Origin of the sequence: Neobacillus niacini, from assembly GCF_023715785.1 — a bacterium.
Classification (GTDB): Bacteria; Bacillota; Bacilli; order Bacillales; family Cytobacillaceae; genus Neobacillus; species Neobacillus niacini_E.
This window is the reverse complement of record NZ_JAMBOX010000001.1, coordinates 825,555-842,867: the sequence shown is the minus strand read 5'-3', so window position 1 is coordinate 842,867 and position 17,313 is coordinate 825,555. Positions and strand designations below refer to the sequence as shown.

General features: G+C 47.2%; 13 protein-coding genes. 12 read left to right on the top strand and 1 reads right to left on the bottom strand.

What is annotated here, in order from left to right; genetic code table 11:
* Positions 1-37: 37 nt before the first annotated feature.
* The 10 genes from M3234_RS04035 to M3234_RS03990 all read left to right on the top strand — a co-directional run bounded on the left by M3234_RS04035 (position 38) and on the right by M3234_RS03990 (position 12,335).
* Complete coding sequence (locus M3234_RS04035; RefSeq protein ID WP_262303434.1) at positions 38-1,753, top strand: GMC family oxidoreductase; 1,716 nt, start codon at positions 38-40, stop codon at positions 1,751-1,753.
* Between the two features lie 77 nt (positions 1,754-1,830).
* Positions 1,831-2,178, top strand: coding sequence for an ASCH domain-containing protein (locus M3234_RS04030; RefSeq protein WP_262303433.1), 348 nt, complete (start codon positions 1,831-1,833; stop codon positions 2,176-2,178).
* 132 nt (positions 2,179-2,310) lie between these two features.
* Positions 2,311-4,035, top strand: a complete 1,725-nt coding sequence (locus tag M3234_RS04025; RefSeq protein ID WP_262303432.1) for an ABC transporter ATP-binding protein — start codon at positions 2,311-2,313, stop codon at positions 4,033-4,035.
* Positions 4,036-5,880: an ABC transporter ATP-binding protein gene (locus tag M3234_RS04020; RefSeq protein ID WP_262303431.1), complete on the top strand. Its 1,845-nt coding sequence runs from the start codon at positions 4,036-4,038 to the stop codon at positions 5,878-5,880.
* Between the two features lie 212 nt (positions 5,881-6,092).
* The gene (locus M3234_RS04015) at positions 6,093-7,247 is read left to right on the top strand and encodes an MFS transporter (RefSeq protein ID WP_262303576.1); all 1,155 of its coding nucleotides are present in this window, start codon (positions 6,093-6,095) and stop codon (positions 7,245-7,247) included.
* Between the two features lie 318 nt (positions 7,248-7,565).
* Positions 7,566-8,741: an ABC transporter substrate-binding protein gene (locus tag M3234_RS04010; protein ID WP_262303430.1), complete on the top strand. Its 1,176-nt coding sequence runs from the start codon at positions 7,566-7,568 to the stop codon at positions 8,739-8,741.
* A gap of 259 nt (positions 8,742-9,000) precedes the next feature.
* Complete coding sequence (locus M3234_RS04005) at positions 9,001-9,882, top strand: branched-chain amino acid ABC transporter permease (protein ID WP_262303429.1); 882 nt, start codon at positions 9,001-9,003, stop codon at positions 9,880-9,882.
* Positions 9,883-9,894: 12 nt separating this feature from the next.
* Positions 9,895-10,869 carry a branched-chain amino acid ABC transporter permease gene (locus M3234_RS04000; RefSeq protein WP_262303428.1) on the top strand — a complete coding sequence of 325 codons (975 nt, stop codon included), beginning with the start codon at positions 9,895-9,897 and terminating at the stop codon, positions 10,867-10,869.
* The gene (locus M3234_RS03995) at positions 10,844-11,623 is read left to right on the top strand and encodes an ABC transporter ATP-binding protein (RefSeq protein WP_066310345.1); all 780 of its coding nucleotides are present in this window, start codon (positions 10,844-10,846) and stop codon (positions 11,621-11,623) included. The genes M3234_RS04000 and M3234_RS03995 overlap by 26 nt, the downstream gene beginning before the upstream one ends.
* Position 11,624: 1 nt before the next feature.
* Positions 11,625-12,335: an ABC transporter ATP-binding protein gene (locus tag M3234_RS03990; protein ID WP_262303427.1), complete on the top strand. Its 711-nt coding sequence runs from the start codon at positions 11,625-11,627 to the stop codon at positions 12,333-12,335.
* Between the two features lie 33 nt (positions 12,336-12,368).
* Here M3234_RS03990 and M3234_RS03985 read toward each other — a convergent pair whose 3' ends face one another.
* Entirely contained in the window at positions 12,369-14,177 is a 1,809-nt protein-coding gene (locus M3234_RS03985; RefSeq protein ID WP_262303426.1) for a TIGR04190 family B12-binding domain/radical SAM domain protein, read from the bottom strand.
* A 468-nt stretch (positions 14,178-14,645) separates the two neighbouring features.
* Here M3234_RS03985 and M3234_RS03980 point away from each other — a divergent pair, with 468 nt between their 5' ends.
* A complete protein-coding gene (locus M3234_RS03980; protein ID WP_262303425.1) occupies positions 14,646-16,511 on the top strand; it encodes a GAF domain-containing sensor histidine kinase in 1,866 nt (621 codons plus the stop codon).
* The gene (locus tag M3234_RS03975) at positions 16,486-17,139 is read left to right on the top strand and encodes a response regulator (RefSeq protein WP_262303424.1); all 654 of its coding nucleotides are present in this window, start codon (positions 16,486-16,488) and stop codon (positions 17,137-17,139) included. The genes M3234_RS03980 and M3234_RS03975 overlap by 26 nt, the downstream gene beginning before the upstream one ends.
* Positions 17,140-17,313: the final 174 nt, after the last annotated feature.

Sequence of the window (17,313 nt, the reverse complement as noted above, 5' to 3'; positions counted from 1 at the left end):
AAATTGGAGTTTAATCATTAGAAAGCAGGTGGAGGCCATGGCAAGAAAATTGCCGAAAGTAGACGTTGTGATTATTGGAGTCGGTTGGGCAGGAGGAATTATCGCCTCCGAATTAACTAAAAAGGGACTGAAAGTGGTTGGCTTGGAAAAAGGGAAAGAGCGGAAAACAGAAGACTACTTTATGGTTCACGATGAATTGCGCTATGCCCTGAGATATGAGATGATGCAGGACTTGTCAAAGGAAACCATTACATTCCGCAGCAATGAAAAAATCCGTGCCCTGCCAATGAGACAATATGGGTCCTTTCTCATTGGTGATGGCTTGGGCGGTTCCGGTGTTCACTGGAATGGCCAAACCTTTCGATTCCTTCCCTATGACTTTCAAATCCGCAGTCAAACGATTGAAAAATATGGGCCAAATAAAATCCCGGCTGACATGACCATCCAAGATTGGGGAATCACCTACGATGAGCTTGAGCCTTATTATGATACGTTTGAAAAAATGGCGGGGATTTCCGGTGAGGAAAACCCTTTGGCGGGAAAACGGTCAAGCAAATACCCCACCCCGGCATTAAAGAAAACCAAAGCGATGGAGTTGTTCACGGATGCGGCTAAAAAGCTAAAGCTTCACCCTTATGTACAGCCGGCAGCGAATTTATCGGAATCCTATACGAATCCTGACGGTATTTCTAGAGCGGCATGCCAATACTGTGGTTATTGTGAACGATTTGGCTGTGAATACGGGGCAAAGGGCGATCCTGTGGTGACGGTGATTCCTGTTGCCCTCAAGACGGGTAACTTTGAGATTCGAACCCATTCTAATGTCAGGAGAATTTTAAAAACAGGGGATAAGACCTCTGGCGTCATTTATATTGATGAGACAACAGGAGAAGAAATTGAACAGCCGGCGGATATTGTGGTCCTTACCGGATTTGTGTTCAGCAATGTCAAGCTGTTGTTGCTATCAAATATCGGCACCCCTTATGACCCGAATACCGGCAAGGGGTCGGTTGGTAAAAATTATGCTTACCAGGTCCGTAAAGGGAATGCCGTAGGCTTTTTTGATAAGAAAAAGTTTAATAATTTTGCTGGTGCAGGTGCCCTTGGGATGATTTTAGATGATTATAATGGCGATAATTTTGACCATACAGACCTTGATTTTATCCATGGCGGGATGATTATCTTAGGACAGACAGGACAAAGGCCGATTCAAAATAATACAGTGCCAAAAGGAACGCCCTCATGGGGGCCAGAATTTAAAAAGACGTCCTTAAAATATGCCAACAGCGTCTTGACCGTCGGCGGTGAAGGGTCATCGATGGCCTTCCGTCATCACTTTTTGGACTTAGACCCGGTCTACAAGGATGAGTATGGTGACCCATTGGTCCGGATTACCTATGATTTTGAAGATCAGGACCGGAATATGGCGAAATTCCTGGCTAGTAAATGTGCGGACATCCTAAAAGAAATGGGTGCTGATCAAGTTGATTACATGCAGGAATTAGGGCCTTATGATGTGGCCTCCTATCAATCGACTCACAATACAGGCGGGGTTATTATGGGAAGTGATCCATCGACATCTGCCGTGAATAGCTACCTGCAAATGTGGGAGATGGACAACCTATTTGTTGTCGGGGCCTCGGCCTTTCCGCAAAATGCAGGCTATAATCCGACAGGGACAGTTGGAGCATTAGCTTACCGTGCAGCCGAAGGGATTTTGAAATATCGTGATGCCGGCGGGCAGGTTGTTTAAAGAAGGTTTCAGGATTGGATTTAATCATATCAACAGTGGTAATATGGAAAAATAAACTAGGTAAGGAGGAGAAATAAATGACGACTCAAAATGAATCTAATACATTGCCGCCGAAAACATGCTCGATTGAACGGTTGGTCACATTGGAAGACGATGTGAAAAAAGTACTGGCCGGTGAAAAAACGGCAACACGCCGCAATGGCCGCTATGCAGACCCAGGCGAGGTGATGACGCTCGATGACCGACGTTTTGTGGTCGAAAAAGTGTATTCGCAAAGCCTTGGAGAGCTGACTGACGATGATGCCCGCCGCGAGGGCTTCGAAACCGTCGAAGACTATAAGCAATCCATTCTATCAATTCACCCGGGCATGCCGTGGCTGCCACAAATGCGCGTCTGGGTCCATGAATTTCGTGAAGCAGAATAATGATGGTCGGTCCGTTCAAGCCTGAGCGGACCGATTTTTCGTTTTTCGAAGTAAAAAAGTATTCAATTCAGGAAAACGAAATTATAATAGTTGTATCCAATTTGTCAGGCAGTTCGAAGTGGGGGCATCCTTATGGGCTTTTTAGCAAAATACATAAAAACATATTGGAAGTCGTTTAGCATAGCAGTTCTTTTTCTGACCATCGAGGCCATTTGCGACCTGCTCCAGCCAACGGTGATAGCAATCATCATCGATAAAGGGGTGGCCAACCGCGATATGGATTATGTGCTGAAAATGGGCGGGGTGATGCTGCTGATTACCGCCATCGGCGCGGGGGCAGCATCGACCCGGAGCATCATGGCCAGTATCGTGTCGCAAAACTTCGGCACCGAGCTCAGGTCTGATTTGTTTAAAAAAATCCAATCCTTAGCGTTTCGCAATCTTGATAAGTTTGACCGCGCGTCGTTAGTTACAAGAATGACCAACGATGTCACCCAGGTGCAAATTTTTGTGAACGGGCTGATGCGGATTTTCGTCAAGGCGCCGCTGCTGGCGATTGGCGGGCTGATCATGGCGACGCGCCTCAATCTTCACCTCGCGGTTGTCCTTGCGGTCGTCGTTCCGATTGTTGCCGTCCTAATCATATTTAATTTGAAGCTTGGATTTCCGAGATTCACCAAGGTGCAACAGGCGTTGGACCGGGTGAACGGGGTCATGCGCGAGTATCTGTCAGGAGTGCGGGTTGTTAAGGCGTTCAACCGCTTCGATGTTGAAGTGGCCAAATTTTCAACCGAAAACGAGCACTTTAAAGAGGAGTCGGTTGCAGCCAATCGGCTGATGGCGGTATTTAGTCCGGCGATTATGCTGACGGTGAATCTCGGGATTGTGGTTGTGCTATGGCTCGGCGGCCTTGGGGTCAATAACGGCACGATTCAAGTCGGCCACGTGATTGCCTTTATCAACTACATGACGCAAATACTGTTTTCGTTGATGATGATTTCCATGGTGTTTACGATGTTTGTCAGGGCCAAAGCCTCGGCGGGCCGGATTGGCGAGGTGTTTGCCGAAGAAAACCAACTTGCGTGGAAAGATGACGTGAAAAGCCAACCAGAAGAAAAAGGCCGCATTGACTTTGAACATGTTTCTTTTTCCTATGATGCGGCTGGGGGCGAGCCGGTCTTAAAGGATATTCATCTATCGATTTTGCCCGGCGAAACCGTCGGCATCATCGGTTCAACCGGCTCCGGGAAAACCACCCTTGTCGGGCTCATCCCTCGCTTTTATGATGTCACTGGCGGAACAATGAAGGTCGACGGTGAAGATGTAAAGCATGTGAATCCAAAACGACTCCGTGACAAAATTGCCTTTGTACCGCAGCGCAATGTGCTGTTTACAGGCACGGTTGCTGAGAATATTCGCTGGGGCAAAGAAGATGCCACCCAGGAGGAAATCGAAACGGCTGCGGCGATGGCCTGCGCCGATTTTATCGAGTCGTCCCCTGAAGGCTATCAAACGAGGATTGGCCAGGGCGGGGTCAATTTCTCCGGGGGCCAAAAGCAGCGGCTGTCGATTGCCCGAGCCTTGGTGAAACAGCCGGAGATCTTGATCCTCGATGACAGTACGAGCGCTGTCGATGTCGCTACTGAGGCAAAAATGAAGGCGGCATTAAAGAAATATGCGAACGGACTTACCACCATCATCATTGCCCAGCGGATTTCATCGATCATCGATGCCGATAAAATTGTCGTCCTCGACCGGGGCGAAATCGCCGGGATTGGCACCCATGGGGAATTGATTACCGACTGCCTGGTTTATCAGGAAATCTATCGGTCGCAAATGGGACAGGAGGCGCTTTAAATGACAAAAGCAAATGAGCAACGAACCACCACCCCTCCCGGTCCGCCCCCGTTGCGCCCAGGCGGTGCCCACCACCGCGGTCCGGTCGTTAAGCCGAGGAATTTTAAAGCAACCTTAAAGCGGCTGTGGGAGTATTTCGGCCGTGAGCGAAAGATGCTGACGCTCATCTTTTTGTTTATTTTAATAGATTCTGTGATTGTGTTAATGAACCCGTATTTAATCGGTAAAGCGGTTGATGCGATGAGCCTTAAGCCTGGCAAAGTCGATTTTAACTTCCTAGAGATCATGATTATCATTCTGGGGGCAGCCTATCTAGCCGATGCTGTCCTCAACTTTTTGCAGGGCTGGCTGATGGCTGGTGTTGCACAACGAATTGTGAAAGGCTTGAGAGATTCATTGTTCAAAAAACTGCAGAAGCTGCCTGTCTCGTTTTTTGATTCGCGGACACATGGAGAACTAATGAGCCGTTTGTCGAATGATGTGGACAACGTCAGCAATTCCATTTCGCAGTCGACAACGCAGTTAATGTCGGGTGTGATTGTCATTGCCGGGTCCCTGGTGATGATGATCATCTTAAGTCCGATCTTAACGCTGGCCAGCATGATAACCGTGCCGCTCGTGTTTTTACTGACCCGGACCATTGCCAAGCGGACGAGTGTCCTGTTTAAAAATCAGCAAATGCAATTAGGCAAATTAAATGGACATATTGAAGAGACGATATCTGGTATTGAGGTTGTTAAAGCCTTTAACCATGAGGACAAAGTAATCGAGGAATTTGAAGAGGTCAATACAAAGCTGCGTGAGGTCGGCCTTAAGGCGCAAATTTGGTCTGGATTCTTGATGCCAATCATGAATGTCATCAATAACCTTGGCTTTACGGTAGTAGCCATCGTCGGCGGATTGCTTGCTGTAAAAGGCCATATCACCGTCGGGGCGATCGCCAGCTTTATCACCTACTCACGGCAATTTGTCCGGCCGTTGAATGATCTCGCCAATATATTCAACATTCTCCAGTCGGGTGTCGCGGGCGCCGAGCGGGTGTTTGACATTATTGACGAACAAGAGGAGCCGGTGGATGTTTCCCATGCGGTACAGCTTGTAAATCCAAGAGGCCATGTCGTGTTTGACAATGTCAGCTTTGGCTACCGCGACGATGTGCCAATTTTAAAAAATGTCAGCTTTGAGGCAGCGATTGGCACGAGCATTGCGTTAGTAGGCCCGACCGGTGCCGGGAAAACGACAATCGTCAATCTGCTGACAAGGTTCTATGATGTCACCGGTGGAAGAATCCTCTTGGACGGCCGCGATATCCGCAATTATACACGGGACAGTCTGCGCCGCTGCTTCGGCTTTGTCCTCCAAGATACGTATTTGTTTTCCGGAACAATCAAAGAAAACATCAAGTACGGAAAGCCGGATGCGACAGATGAAGAAGTCAAGGCCGCGGCGGTGATGGCCGGTGCCGATTTGTTTATTAAACGGCTGCCGAAGCAATATGAGACGGTCCTAGCTGAAAACGGCGGAAACCTAAGCCAGGGAGAACGCCAGCTGCTGGCCATTGCCCGGGTGATGCTGGCAAAGCCTTCATTGCTGATTTTGGATGAAGCGACAAGCAGCATTGATACAAGAACGGAGCTTCATATTCAAAAGGCGCTGCTTTCCTTGATGAAGGACCGGACGAGTTTTATCATTGCCCATCGCCTGAATACAATCCGTGATGCTGATTGCATTATGGTCATCGACCATGGTGAAATTATCGAAACAGGGAGCCATAAAGAGTTAATGGCGAAGAAAGCCAGGTACTATGAGATGTTTTCCAGTCAATTTAAGAATGCTGGCGCGTAGGCCGCATTCTTTTTTTTAGTGACATGTGTAAAGACACCTGTTAGAATACTAGTTGGCACTATTTTTTCATTAAAATAGGGAATAATGTGAATATGTTTTTTAAAAGGGGTGTCTTTATGGACAACGCAAAGGGAGTTGCAGCCGGGGACCATTTTGGCACCGGTGCCGGCCGTAAGCCGCTTTCGCAACGTAAGCTGCTGGGGATTGCCGGAATGGGCTGGATGTTCGATGCGATGGATGTCGGCATGCTGTCGTTCATCATTGCAGCGCTGCAGAAGGAATGGAATTTAACTCCGGGACAGATGGGCTGGATTGGCAGCATCAATTCCATCGGTATGGCCGTCGGTGCGTTTGTTTTCGGGTTACTGGCTGATAAAATTGGCCGCAAGCATGTATTTATCATTACTTTATTATTATTTTCTCTGGGCAGCGGGGCGTCTGCCCTTGCCACCGGCTTGACCGTATTTTTAATCTTAAGGTTTTTGGTCGGGATGGGTCTCGGCGGCGAGCTTCCGGTCGCCTCCACACTTGTCTCAGAAATCGTTCCGGCTGAAAAGCGCGGTAGGACGGTGGTTTTACTGGAAAGCTTTTGGGCGGGTGGCTGGTTGATTGCCGCGGTCATTTCGTACTTCATCATCCCTAGGTACGGCTGGGAAATCGCCTTGTTGATTAGCGCAGCACCTGCTCTTTATGCTTTGTATTTACGGGTCGGGCTGCCGGATTCTCCGAAATTTTCGGCAATCAAAGACAAAGAAAAGGTCTCTGTAGTTAAGAACCTTGCCAGTCTATGGTCCAAAGAGTATGGCCGCCAGACAGCGACGCTTTGGATTGTCTGGTTTTGCGTCGTCTTTTCCTATTATGGGATGTTCTTATGGCTGCCGAGCGTGATGGTCATGAAAGGCTTTAGTCTGATTAAAAGCTTTGAATATGTGCTGATTATGACATTGGCGCAGCTGCCAGGCTACTTTACGGCCGCCTGGTTTATTGAAAAATTTGGCCGCAAGTTTGTCCTGGTGGTCTACCTCATCGGGACGGCCGTCAGTGCCTACTTCTTTGGCACCGCAGAGTCGACTGCGCTGCTCATGACCTCGGGCATCCTGTTATCGTTCTTCAATCTCGGTGCCTGGGGCGGGCTTTATGCGTATACGCCCGAGCAGTACCCAACCCTCATCCGCGGCACCGGCTCCGGAATGGCCGCTGCTGTCGGACGGGTTGGTGGTGTGCTGGGGCCGCTTTTGGTCGGTTATCTTGTGGCCCAGAAAACGGACGTTTCCACCATCTTTACCATTTTCTGCATTGCGGTGCTAATCGGTGCGTTCACTGTATTTATTTTGGGAAAAGAAACGAAACGACAAGAATTGGCATAATATTTTTGGGTAAGGGATCCCTGCTTTGGGGGTTCCTTTTTTTGTGCTGCGGGGAATCATTCATATTTAGACAAAATAATTGCCGGGTAGTTTATATTGAAAAACAAAAGTAAATTCTTATTCACGTTAATGGTATAGCATACTAAAGTATGCGGAAAGAGTGATATTTGTTATTTTCTAAATTATTTTAAAATAACGCAGTTAAATACTAGACGAACTCAAAATTATTATGTACAATGTTTTCAGAATATTATCCCTTTTGGGAACAGTTAGACAAATGTTTGGGAAATTTTTTTCAAAAAATGGGGGGGTAAGGCAATGAGAAAGAAAAAATTGGCTGGAATTTTTGCGTCGTTCATAGTAGCGGCAACTGTGTTAGCTGCATGCGGATCATCAGAGACTGGCGGGGACGGGGAAAAGGGCGGCGAGATTCTAATCGGCTCAAACCTTGAATTGTCAGGCGGTGTGGCATCCTACGGTTCTTCGATCAAACAGGGCATCGATTTGGCTCTCGAGGAAATCAACAAAGAAGGTGTTGACGGCAAGAAGTTAAAGCTGGTTTCGTTCGATAACAAGTCGGAAGCTCCGGAAGCGATTAACGGTGCGACTAAATTGATCAGCCAAGACAAGGTTGTTGCGATTATTGGTGCTGCAACTAGCGGTAACACAAAAGCACAAATTGAAATTGCCCAAAGCAATGGGGTTCCATTGATTACGCCAACTGGTACGGCTGCTGACGTAACCGTGAAGGACGGTAAATTGAATGATTTCGTCTTCCGTACCTGCTTTATTGACCCATTCCAAGGCACAGTAGCAGCGAACTTTGCCGCGAAGGAATTGAAGGTTAAAACGGCTGCCATCTTCATTGACAGCTCCAGTGACTATTCAAAGGGCTTGGCCGATTCCTTCAAAAAGCAATTTGCTAAAGAAGGCGGAAAGGTTATTTCTGAAGAAGCGTATGTAGCAAAGGACACTGACTTTAACGCCCAATTAACAAATATTAAAGGGAAAAACCCAGATTTCGTCTTTATTCCAGGATATTATGAAGAAGTGGGTCTAATTGTGAAGCAGGCTCGCGCATTGGGCCTAAATGTCCCAATGATGGGCGCTGACGGCTGGGATTCTCCGACGCTGGTTGACCTTGCTGGCAAGGACGCTTTGAACAATACGTTCATCACTAACCATTATTCTTCAGGGGATTCTGATAAGAATGTTCAAAAATTTGTTGAAGCATTCAAGAAAAAATACGATGGCAAGTCACCTGACGCGTTCAACGCTTTAGGTTATGATACGGCGTATTTCCTTGCAGATGCGATTAAGCGTGCTGGCGGCGGCGATTCCAAGAAAATCCAAAAGGCGCTTGCTGAAACAGACGGTCTTGAGCTAATTACCGGTAAAATGAAGCTTGATAAGGACCACAACCCAATCAAATCTGCGGTTATCCTTGAGTACAAGAACGGCGAGCAGAAATTTAATACAAAGGTTAATCCATAAAGAGAAAAGCGGAAGCGCCTTCGGAACAAGCACAGCTTGTTCCTGCGAGGATTAATCTAAGGAGTTTTCCTTAGTGAACAGGGGCGACAGGCATAAGACGAGCCGGCGAGAAGGTCGCTCTTTGACCTTCTTGACGGATTGGCTTATGACCCCGAGCCCCTAGGCGCTGCAGCTAGACAATTTGAATAATTAATTTGAATAGGGAGAGCGCGGGTTCTCCCTTTTCGTTTTTAAAGTCGTTTTAAGGAGTGTTTCGCACATGGAGCAAATCATACAGCAGCTAGTAAACGGCGTGTCCCTGGGCAGTATTTATGCGCTGATTGCCCTTGGTTACACAATGGTATACGGCATTGTCAAACTCATTAACTTCGCCCATGGGGACGTATTCATGGTCGGCGCATTTATCGGTTTTTATTCTATTACGATTCTTGATTTGGGGCTTTTCCCGAGCTTGCTATTGGCAATGACAGCCTGTGCCGTTTTCGGGGTATTAATTGAACGGATCGCCTACAAGCCACTAAGAAACGCTACAAGGATTGCTGCCCTTATAACGGCGATTGGCGTATCGTTATTTATCGAGTATGGCACGATTTATATCCGCGGCGCCCAGCCTGAAGCGTATCCGAACAATATTGTTCAACTGAAGAGCATTGAGTTGTTTGGCGTTAAAATCAGCGGCCAATCGCTGTTGATCCTTGGGGTATCCATCGCACTGATGATCCTGCTGCAGTTTATCGTTCACAAAACGAAGATCGGCAAAGCAATGCGTGCAGTGTCGCATGATATGGATGCAGCCAGATTGATGGGCATTAACGTCAATAACACGATTTCAGCCACATTTGCAATCGGGTCGGCACTTGCCGGAGCAGCAGGGGTTATTTTTGGTATGTATTATACAAAAATTGACCCGTTAATGGGGATTATTCCAGGTCTTAAAGCATTCGTTGCGGCGGTATTGGGCGGTATTGGAATTATCCCGGGAGCGATGGTCGGCGGATTGGTATTGGGCGTCATTGAGGCACTTGTCAGCGCAGCTGGCTTCTCGTTATGGCGCGACGGTGTTGCCTTTGTTGTATTGATTTTAATTTTAATTTTCCGCCCGGCAGGACTATTTGGCAAAAATATCAGGGAAAAGGTGTAGGAGGTGGCAGCGATGAAACATGCGAAACAAGCAAAGTTTTTTTGGACGTCCATCGTATTGGCCATTGTGTTTGCCGTTGTTGTCCAGTTTTTAATTAACGGGGCAGTCTTGAACTCCTTCTATACCAATACATTGTTTTCCATTGGAATTAATATTATTTTGGCTGTCAGCCTGCACTTGATTATCGGGATAACCGGGCAGTTTTCGATTGGACATGCTGGCTTCCTAGCGGTCGGGGCGTATATGTCGGCGATTGTCACGATGAAATTGGGTATGCCGTTTGCCGCGGCGATTCTGGCAGCCGGTGTTGCCGCAGCGATTGCCGGTGTGGTCATCGGGATTCCTACCTTAAGGCTTAGGGGTGACTATCTTGCCATTGCCACATTAGGTTTTGGGGAGATTATGCGGATTGTCTTCTTAAATGTGGATTATGTTAACGGCGCGAGCGGGATGACTGTCTCCCACTTGATTACCTGGCCATGGTTGTTTGCCTGCGTGCTGATCACGATCATTGTCATTGCCAACTTCACCAATTCAACGCATGGCCGGGCCTGTATTTCGATTCGGGAAAATGAAATTGCGGCAGACGCCATGGGAATCAATACCACCTATTACAAAGTAATGGCGTTTATAATCGGCGCGTTTTTTGCCGGGGTAGGCGGAGCTTTGCACGCCCATAATTTCTATATCATCCAACCGACCAACTTCGGGTTTTTGAAGTCATTTGATATTTTGATTCTCGTTGTGCTTGGCGGTCTGGGCAGTATGTCCGGTTCCATTATCGCTGCCATTCTATTAACGATCATCTCCACCTTCTTGTCGAATTATCCGGAGGTTCGGATGGTCATTTACAGTCTTGTGCTCGTGACGATGATGCTGTTCCGTCCGCAGGGATTGATGGGAACAAAGGAAATTACCGCATTCTTAAAAATAGGAAAGGCCGCTAAAGGAGGGAACCAAGATGTCGACAAACACACCGTTGCTTAAAGTTGACAATGCTGGCATCCGATTTGGCGGATTAAAGGCTGTTTCCGAAGTCAATCTGGAACTCTTGGAAGGCGAACTGGTCGGATTAATCGGGCCGAACGGCGCCGGCAAAACCACCTTTTTCAACCTGTTAACCGGAGTTTATGTTCCGACGGAAGGAAGCATTTCGCTGGACGGCGATAAATTAAATGGGCTTCCCCCTTATAGAATTACCAAAAAGGGCATCAGCCGGACGTTCCAAAATATTCGACTGTTCAGTGATTTATCGGTTTTGGATAATGTAAAGGTAGCCTATCATTCACTGGCCAAGCATTCTATTTTTAGCTCGATTCTCCGCCTTCCTTCCCACTTCTCGGGAGAAAAGGAAATGGAGGAAAAGGCGATTGAGTTTTTAAAAATCTTCAAGCTCGACAATGTGCTGCATGAGCAGGCAAAAAATCTGCCGTACGGCCAGCAGCGCCGCCTCGAAATCGCCCGGGCACTGGCGGCAAACCCAAGATTATTGCTGCTAGATGAACCGGCGGCTGGGATGAACCCGCAGGAGACGGATGAGTTGATGAATCTGATTGCCCTGATCCGGGAAAAATTCTCGTTAACGATTCTATTAATCGAGCATGATATGAATCTCGTCATGGGTGTTTGCGAACGAATCTACGTACTTGACCACGGTCAATTGATTGCCCAGGGCACCCCAGAAGAAATCAGAAATAACCCGAAAGTCATCGAAGCGTATCTTGGCGAGGAGGTCTCTTGAAATGCTTAAAATCAATGATATCAATGTCTATTACGGAAATATTCATGCATTGAAGGGAGTTTCCCTCGACATCAATCCGGGCGAGATTGTCACCTTGATAGGAGCCAACGGGGCCGGGAAGAGCACGCTGCTTAAAACGATTTCAGGGCTGTTAAGACCTAAAACGGGTGAAATATTATTTGAAAGTGAGCATATAGCGGCAAAGGTGCCGCAGTTGATCGTCAAACGGGGCATCTCTCATGTTCCCGAAGGCCGCCGCGTATTTGCCAATATGTCGGTCGAAGAGAATTTGGAACTGGGTGCCTATTTGCGCAAGGATAAACAGGGCATCCGTGAGGACTTTGAAAAAGTGTATGGGCTGTTTCCAAGGCTGCAGGAACGCCGCAAGCAGCTGTCGGGGACGCTTTCCGGCGGGGAACAGCAAATGCTTGCCATGGGCCGCGCATTGATGGCCCGCCCGAGATTGCTGCTGTTGGATGAGCCGTCGATGGGTCTGGCTCCGCTGCTCGTCAAAACAATCTTCCGAATCATTGAAGAAATCAACAACCAGACCGGCACGACAATCCTGCTGGTCGAGCAGAATGCCAATATGGCGTTGTCGATTGCCAACCGTGCCTATGTCATTGAGACAGGGAAAATAGTCGCTGCAGGCACTTCCGCAGAGCTTGGGCAAAGCGATCAGATTAGAAAAGCTTACCTGGGTGGGCATTAAAAAAGAGGCTGCATAGGACAGCCTCTTTCTCTTTTACATCTTTATTTTTTGCCGCTCCGGTTCAAGCTTAAACTGATAGCGCAGTTTTGGACTCAAGGCATGTTTCACCTTATTTTTGTACTCGACATATAGCTGCTCCAACCCGACCATGGCGAGGGAGAAGAAGTTGGCATAGTTCTTCTGGACCTCCCATTTCAGCTCGTTCTTGCCGCAGATGCTGTATTTATTCAGCTCTTCAATTTCCTTTTGCAGGTTGGCCAGCGGTACAGCCTGCTCCGCCTCCGGCAGCGCCAGAATGTGGTCGATTTTTTCAATATAGGCCTGCGATTTTTCAATCTTGGCTTTAATCTCCTCATAGCCTTTCTGGTCGATGAGGCCGTATTTTAACTTAAAATCATTTAATTTATAGGCTGACTCGTAGGTGGCATTGACGATATCATCTCGGGTCAAGTGCTTGGTCTCAAAGCTGAGCATATGCTTCCATGAAGGCTGGGTAATCGCCTTCCGGTGGTCCTCGAGCGTATAGCAGAACTTTTTATAGCCATGGATTTCAGGATGCTCAAATGCAGGGCTTGCCGGGTCCAGGAACGGGGCAAGCGGTGCGACAAAGTAGAAAATCCTTGGGTCTTTGTTGCAGGCCAGATGAATCGTTTCACAGAAATCAATATTCTCGATGCAGCTTGTATATGTCTGATCCGGAATGCCGACCATGAAAAACAGGTCAATTTTCTTGCAGCTATGCTTGAGGGCAAAGTTCAAGGTGTCGATGACTTTGGCGTTGGTGCAGTTAAACTTGCCGTTGTAGCGCCTGATTTTTTCATCATGCGTTTCCAGGGTAATCTCGATGCTATAATTCGGAACACAGTCTTCGATTTTTCTAAAATAGTCTTCATCAGCATACTGGAACAGTTCAAACACCATTTCATTTTTCAAATTCAGTTGCTTAAGTCTGCTGAAAAATTCATCGACATATTCCCGTCCGCCCTGGCGCAGGTCATGCAAGATGAAAATCGGCGCCCGGCTGAACCGGGAAATGAATTGAATGTCCTCAACGAGCTTTTTCGGAGACCTTAGGGCCAGAGAATTGCGGTTGCAGTTTTGGTCATAAGCCTCACGCGACCCGCCGCAAATCAGGCAGTTTTGCGTACAGCCGCGTGCGGTCAACAGCGCCGTGTTCGGGTATTGCAGCCAGCCGTTGTATGGCAGCGGATCAAGGAAGTTGCGGTACTTGAACACGGAACGGACCGTATAACGGTAGCCAGGAACATCAATATCATCTAAATCTTTCGGCACGTAGGTAATCGGGTTATAGCCGATTTCGCTGCCCTTTTTCCAGGTCAGGTTTGGAATGTCGGCGTAATGGGTATTGCCCGTTTCCAGCTTATTCATCAACAGGAGCGTGAGCTTTTCTGTAGAATCGCCGCGCATGACAAAGTCGATAAATGGATATTGAATAAGTTCCTTATGATAATAGGTGGAAGATAACCCTCCAAACATAATCGGTGTCTCCGGATGCAGGGTCTTGACGATTTTGGCAAGCTCGATGCTTCCGTGGGCATGTGGCAGCCAGTGCAGGTCAATTCCGAACGCCCGGGTTTTGATTTTTCGCAGTTTTTTCTCGACATCAAAGTTATCGCTCATCAACATCCGGTTGGCAATGTTGATAATTTTCACCCGCAGCCCGTATTGTTCTAAATAGTCGGCAATGCTGGTCAGGCCGATCGGATACATCTCGAATACCGGTGATGATGGCACAACATCGCTAATCGGGCCGGCAAGCAGGGAGTTTTTTCGGAAATCGTATACGCTGGGAGCATGGAGCAGGACTAAATCGTATTTCATTTGGACCACCTCTTGTCAAAAAATTAGTCTATATCGAAAGGATTTTACTTTGTGATGAATTTCACATAAACCCTGTTGTTAAAGTTAATATGTTATTTGTTAATCTTCTGTTAACTTAAGTTTACTATAATTATGGTTTGATAGAGTGACAATAGAGTGACAGATTTTGGGTGATTTTGTGGCAATCTTTATGTTAGTACTAAGGTAGTATGGCAAGAATAATGCTTTTGCCAAATAGAATTAACGGCACGGATTATGACATAATATTTTATACCAAACCGTCCCCGGTTTGGAGAATCCAGTTCGGTCAGTGTGATTCATTAGACCGGTCTGGGTTTTTATTTTGATAAAATTAGCCAGTGGCATGTTAGATCAGATATCTCCCGATTGTTTTCATCGGTTAAATCAATTAAACTTTAGTTAACTGAAAATTTTGTAATCCGTAACAAAATAGAAGGGGTCGTCGCCATGCGTGATTCTGGGTTTTTGAAAAAACGAGAGCAGTTGTCACGACAGTTTTTGTTGCTGATAACATTAATTGGCGGGTGGATTTTCCTTCAATTCGGACTGACGCAATTATCAATCCCCCATGATGCAATGATTTTTGCGCTGCTGGTTTTATTCTTATTTATTGTTGAGTATTTTCCCTTGCCCGTTTGGAATGGAACGGTAACCATTTCGTTTTCCCTTGTCTACGCTATCTATGTCATCGACGGACTTGCCAATACGCTCGTTTTTTACGGAATCATTGTCGCAGCGGTCAACATTATTGAACGCCGCCCATTGAGGATTATTCTGTTTAACCCTGGCATGCACATTGTCAGCTTTTATTTGGCTCATTTGTTTAACCAGACGTTCTATCCATTGCTGCCGATCGCTGATGTGTCCAAAGTCTTGCAGGGACTCATTCACGTCAGTATGGTGATTATCCCGTTTTATGCATTGAATAACCTAATTATTGACCTGGTGCTGTGGATTCGTCCGCAGGTTTATCCCTTTAACGTCTGGAAGCGAAAGACAGTCCAGGAGATCAACAGTTTTTCGATTTCTGCTGTCTATCTTGTGCTTTTTTATGTATTGGGCAGTCAAAACCGCGGGCAAATTGACGTGGTTACGTTTTTTTTCTTTTTCTCGCCATTGGTATGCTTTGCGCTGTTAAGCTCGATTATAGCAAATTTAAAACGGGAAAAGGCAAAACAAAAGGCACTGTTCAGCATTTCTTCCGAATTGAATAAAAAGATTGCGGCCACCGACTGGCTCACCTTTTTGGCCGATAATCTCCAGGAATTTATAGATGTTGATGCCTGGATTCTCTGGAAAAAGAAAAAGACCGGCTGGGAGCTGAGCTTTGCCGACGGCCCGGTAGCCACAAAACCGCAGTTATCATACGATATTGCTTCCGCGTTTGACTCCATCACCAGGGTCACTGTCTATGACTATGCCAAAAAAGATGCGGGCCCTGCAGGCCAATTTTTTACAGAAGAGGTCGGGTCTTTGTTATATGCGCCGCTCATCATTGAAAGCGAGCTGGTCGGCATGTTTGTATTTGGCCGGGTCCGGACGAGAAGCTTCAGCGAAGAGGACCATCGCTCCGCGGCGACGTTGGGAAATCAGCTGGCGGTGCTGATTAAGACGCGCTGGCTGTTTGCCGAGCAGGAGAAACGGCTGATTTTGGAGGAGCGAAACCGGATTGCCCGTGATATCCATGACGGGGTTGCCCAGTCGCTAGCCGGTGCGATTATGAATTTGGAAACGGCGCAGCGGAAATTTACCAAGGCTCCCGATGATTCGTTCCGCTTGATGGTCGAGAGTACCGAGAAGCTGAGAAAAAGCCTGAAAGAGGTCCGGGAATCCATTTATGCATTAAGGCCGTATCCGACTGAGCGCGTCGGACTGCTGGCGGCGATTACGGTAAAGATTAACATGCTCCGGCGGGAACACCGGCTCGAGATTTGCTTGGAGACGCGGGGGCCCGAGTTCAACCTGAGCTCAATGGTGGAAAAAATTATTTTTGATATTTGCCAGGAAAGCGTGCAAAACGCGATTAAACACGCAGAGGCATCAAGAATCGACATTTTGTTAAGCTTTCAGAAAGAGAATGTCTTGTTAAAGGTGAAGGATGATGGCCGCGGCTTTTCGCTGTTTCAGGCGATGATAAAAGCGCGGGAGCATCCGCATTTTGGGATTCTTCATATGAATGAAGCGGCAGAAAAGATTCAGGCCATGCTTCAGGTCGACAGCCGTGAGGGGTCCGGAACGGAGATTACGTTAACAGTTCCAAGAATGGGAATTGAAGGGAGAGAGCTACATGATCAAGCTTATGCTAGTCGATGATCACGCTGTATTACGGGACGGATTGAAAAATATTTTGGATATGGAATCGGATATTGAAGTGATCGCCGAAGCGGTCAACGGCAATGACGCGATTGCCAAGGTCAAGGAAGCAATGCCAGATGTGATTTTGATGGATATTAATATCCCCGAGAAAAATGGGATTGAAGCCACTAGCGTGATTAAGAAGCTTTACCCGTCTATTAAAATATTAATTTTGACGATGTTTGATCACGACGAGTATTTTATGTCGGCGATTCGCGAAGGGGCCGATGGGTATTTGCTGAAGGATGCCCCGTCCCAGCATGTCGTCGATGCGATTCGCTCCGTGGCCAATGGCCAGTCGGTGATTCACCCGTCGATGACCAAAAAATTTCTGGGCTTCATGCAGCCTAAGGTGGAAGAGGTGGAAGAAGAGAAGCCGGCCGATTCCATGCTGACCGAGCGGGAAAAAGAAGTCCTGCTTTGCCTGGTCCAGGGCATGAACAACAAAGAAATCGCCAAAACCCTGTTCATCAGCGACAAAACCGTCAAAATCCATGTCAGCAACATCTTCAAAAAGTTGGGCGTCAAAAGTCGATCCCAGGTCGTCATCTACGCGGTACAGAACCAGTTGGTACCGTTGAGCTAGGGTGGTGTCAGGCACCACAAAAAGACAATTCCGCCGTTTTGTCCACGTGGGGTGGACAAAGCTCTTTTGCAGGGATAAACCAGGTGCTTTTGTACCTGGTTTTATTTGTGGTTGGTTGACTGGTTCTGGAGGGTAAAACCTCAGTAGGATGGAAAGTTAGTACCAGTTTTGCGA

Excerpts from the sequence above, each read along its gene's own strand:
- M3234_RS04035 (WP_262303434.1), top strand. The coding sequence starts at position 38 with ATGGCAAGAAAATTGCCGAAAGTAGACGTTGTGATTATTGGAGTCGGT.
- M3234_RS04030 (WP_262303433.1), top strand. The coding sequence starts at position 1,831 with ATGACGACTCAAAATGAATCTAATACATTGCCGCCGAAAACATGCTCG.
- M3234_RS04025 (WP_262303432.1), top strand. The coding sequence starts at position 2,311 with ATGGGCTTTTTAGCAAAATACATAAAAACATATTGGAAGTCGTTTAGC.
- M3234_RS04020 (WP_262303431.1), top strand. The coding sequence starts at position 4,036 with ATGACAAAAGCAAATGAGCAACGAACCACCACCCCTCCCGGTCCGCCC.
- M3234_RS04015 (WP_262303576.1), top strand. The coding sequence starts at position 6,093 with ATGGGCTGGATGTTCGATGCGATGGATGTCGGCATGCTGTCGTTCATC.
- M3234_RS04010 (WP_262303430.1), top strand. The coding sequence starts at position 7,566 with ATGAGAAAGAAAAAATTGGCTGGAATTTTTGCGTCGTTCATAGTAGCG.
- M3234_RS04005 (WP_262303429.1), top strand. The coding sequence starts at position 9,001 with ATGGAGCAAATCATACAGCAGCTAGTAAACGGCGTGTCCCTGGGCAGT.
- M3234_RS04000 (WP_262303428.1), top strand. The coding sequence starts at position 9,895 with ATGAAACATGCGAAACAAGCAAAGTTTTTTTGGACGTCCATCGTATTG.
- M3234_RS03995 (WP_066310345.1), top strand. The coding sequence starts at position 10,844 with ATGTCGACAAACACACCGTTGCTTAAAGTTGACAATGCTGGCATCCGA.
- M3234_RS03990 (WP_262303427.1), top strand. The coding sequence starts at position 11,625 with ATGCTTAAAATCAATGATATCAATGTCTATTACGGAAATATTCATGCA.
- M3234_RS03985 (WP_262303426.1), bottom strand. The coding sequence starts at position 14,177 with ATGAAATACGATTTAGTCCTGCTCCATGCTCCCAGCGTATACGATTTC.
- M3234_RS03980 (WP_262303425.1), top strand. The coding sequence starts at position 14,646 with ATGCGTGATTCTGGGTTTTTGAAAAAACGAGAGCAGTTGTCACGACAG.
- M3234_RS03975 (WP_262303424.1), top strand. The coding sequence starts at position 16,486 with ATGATCAAGCTTATGCTAGTCGATGATCACGCTGTATTACGGGACGGA.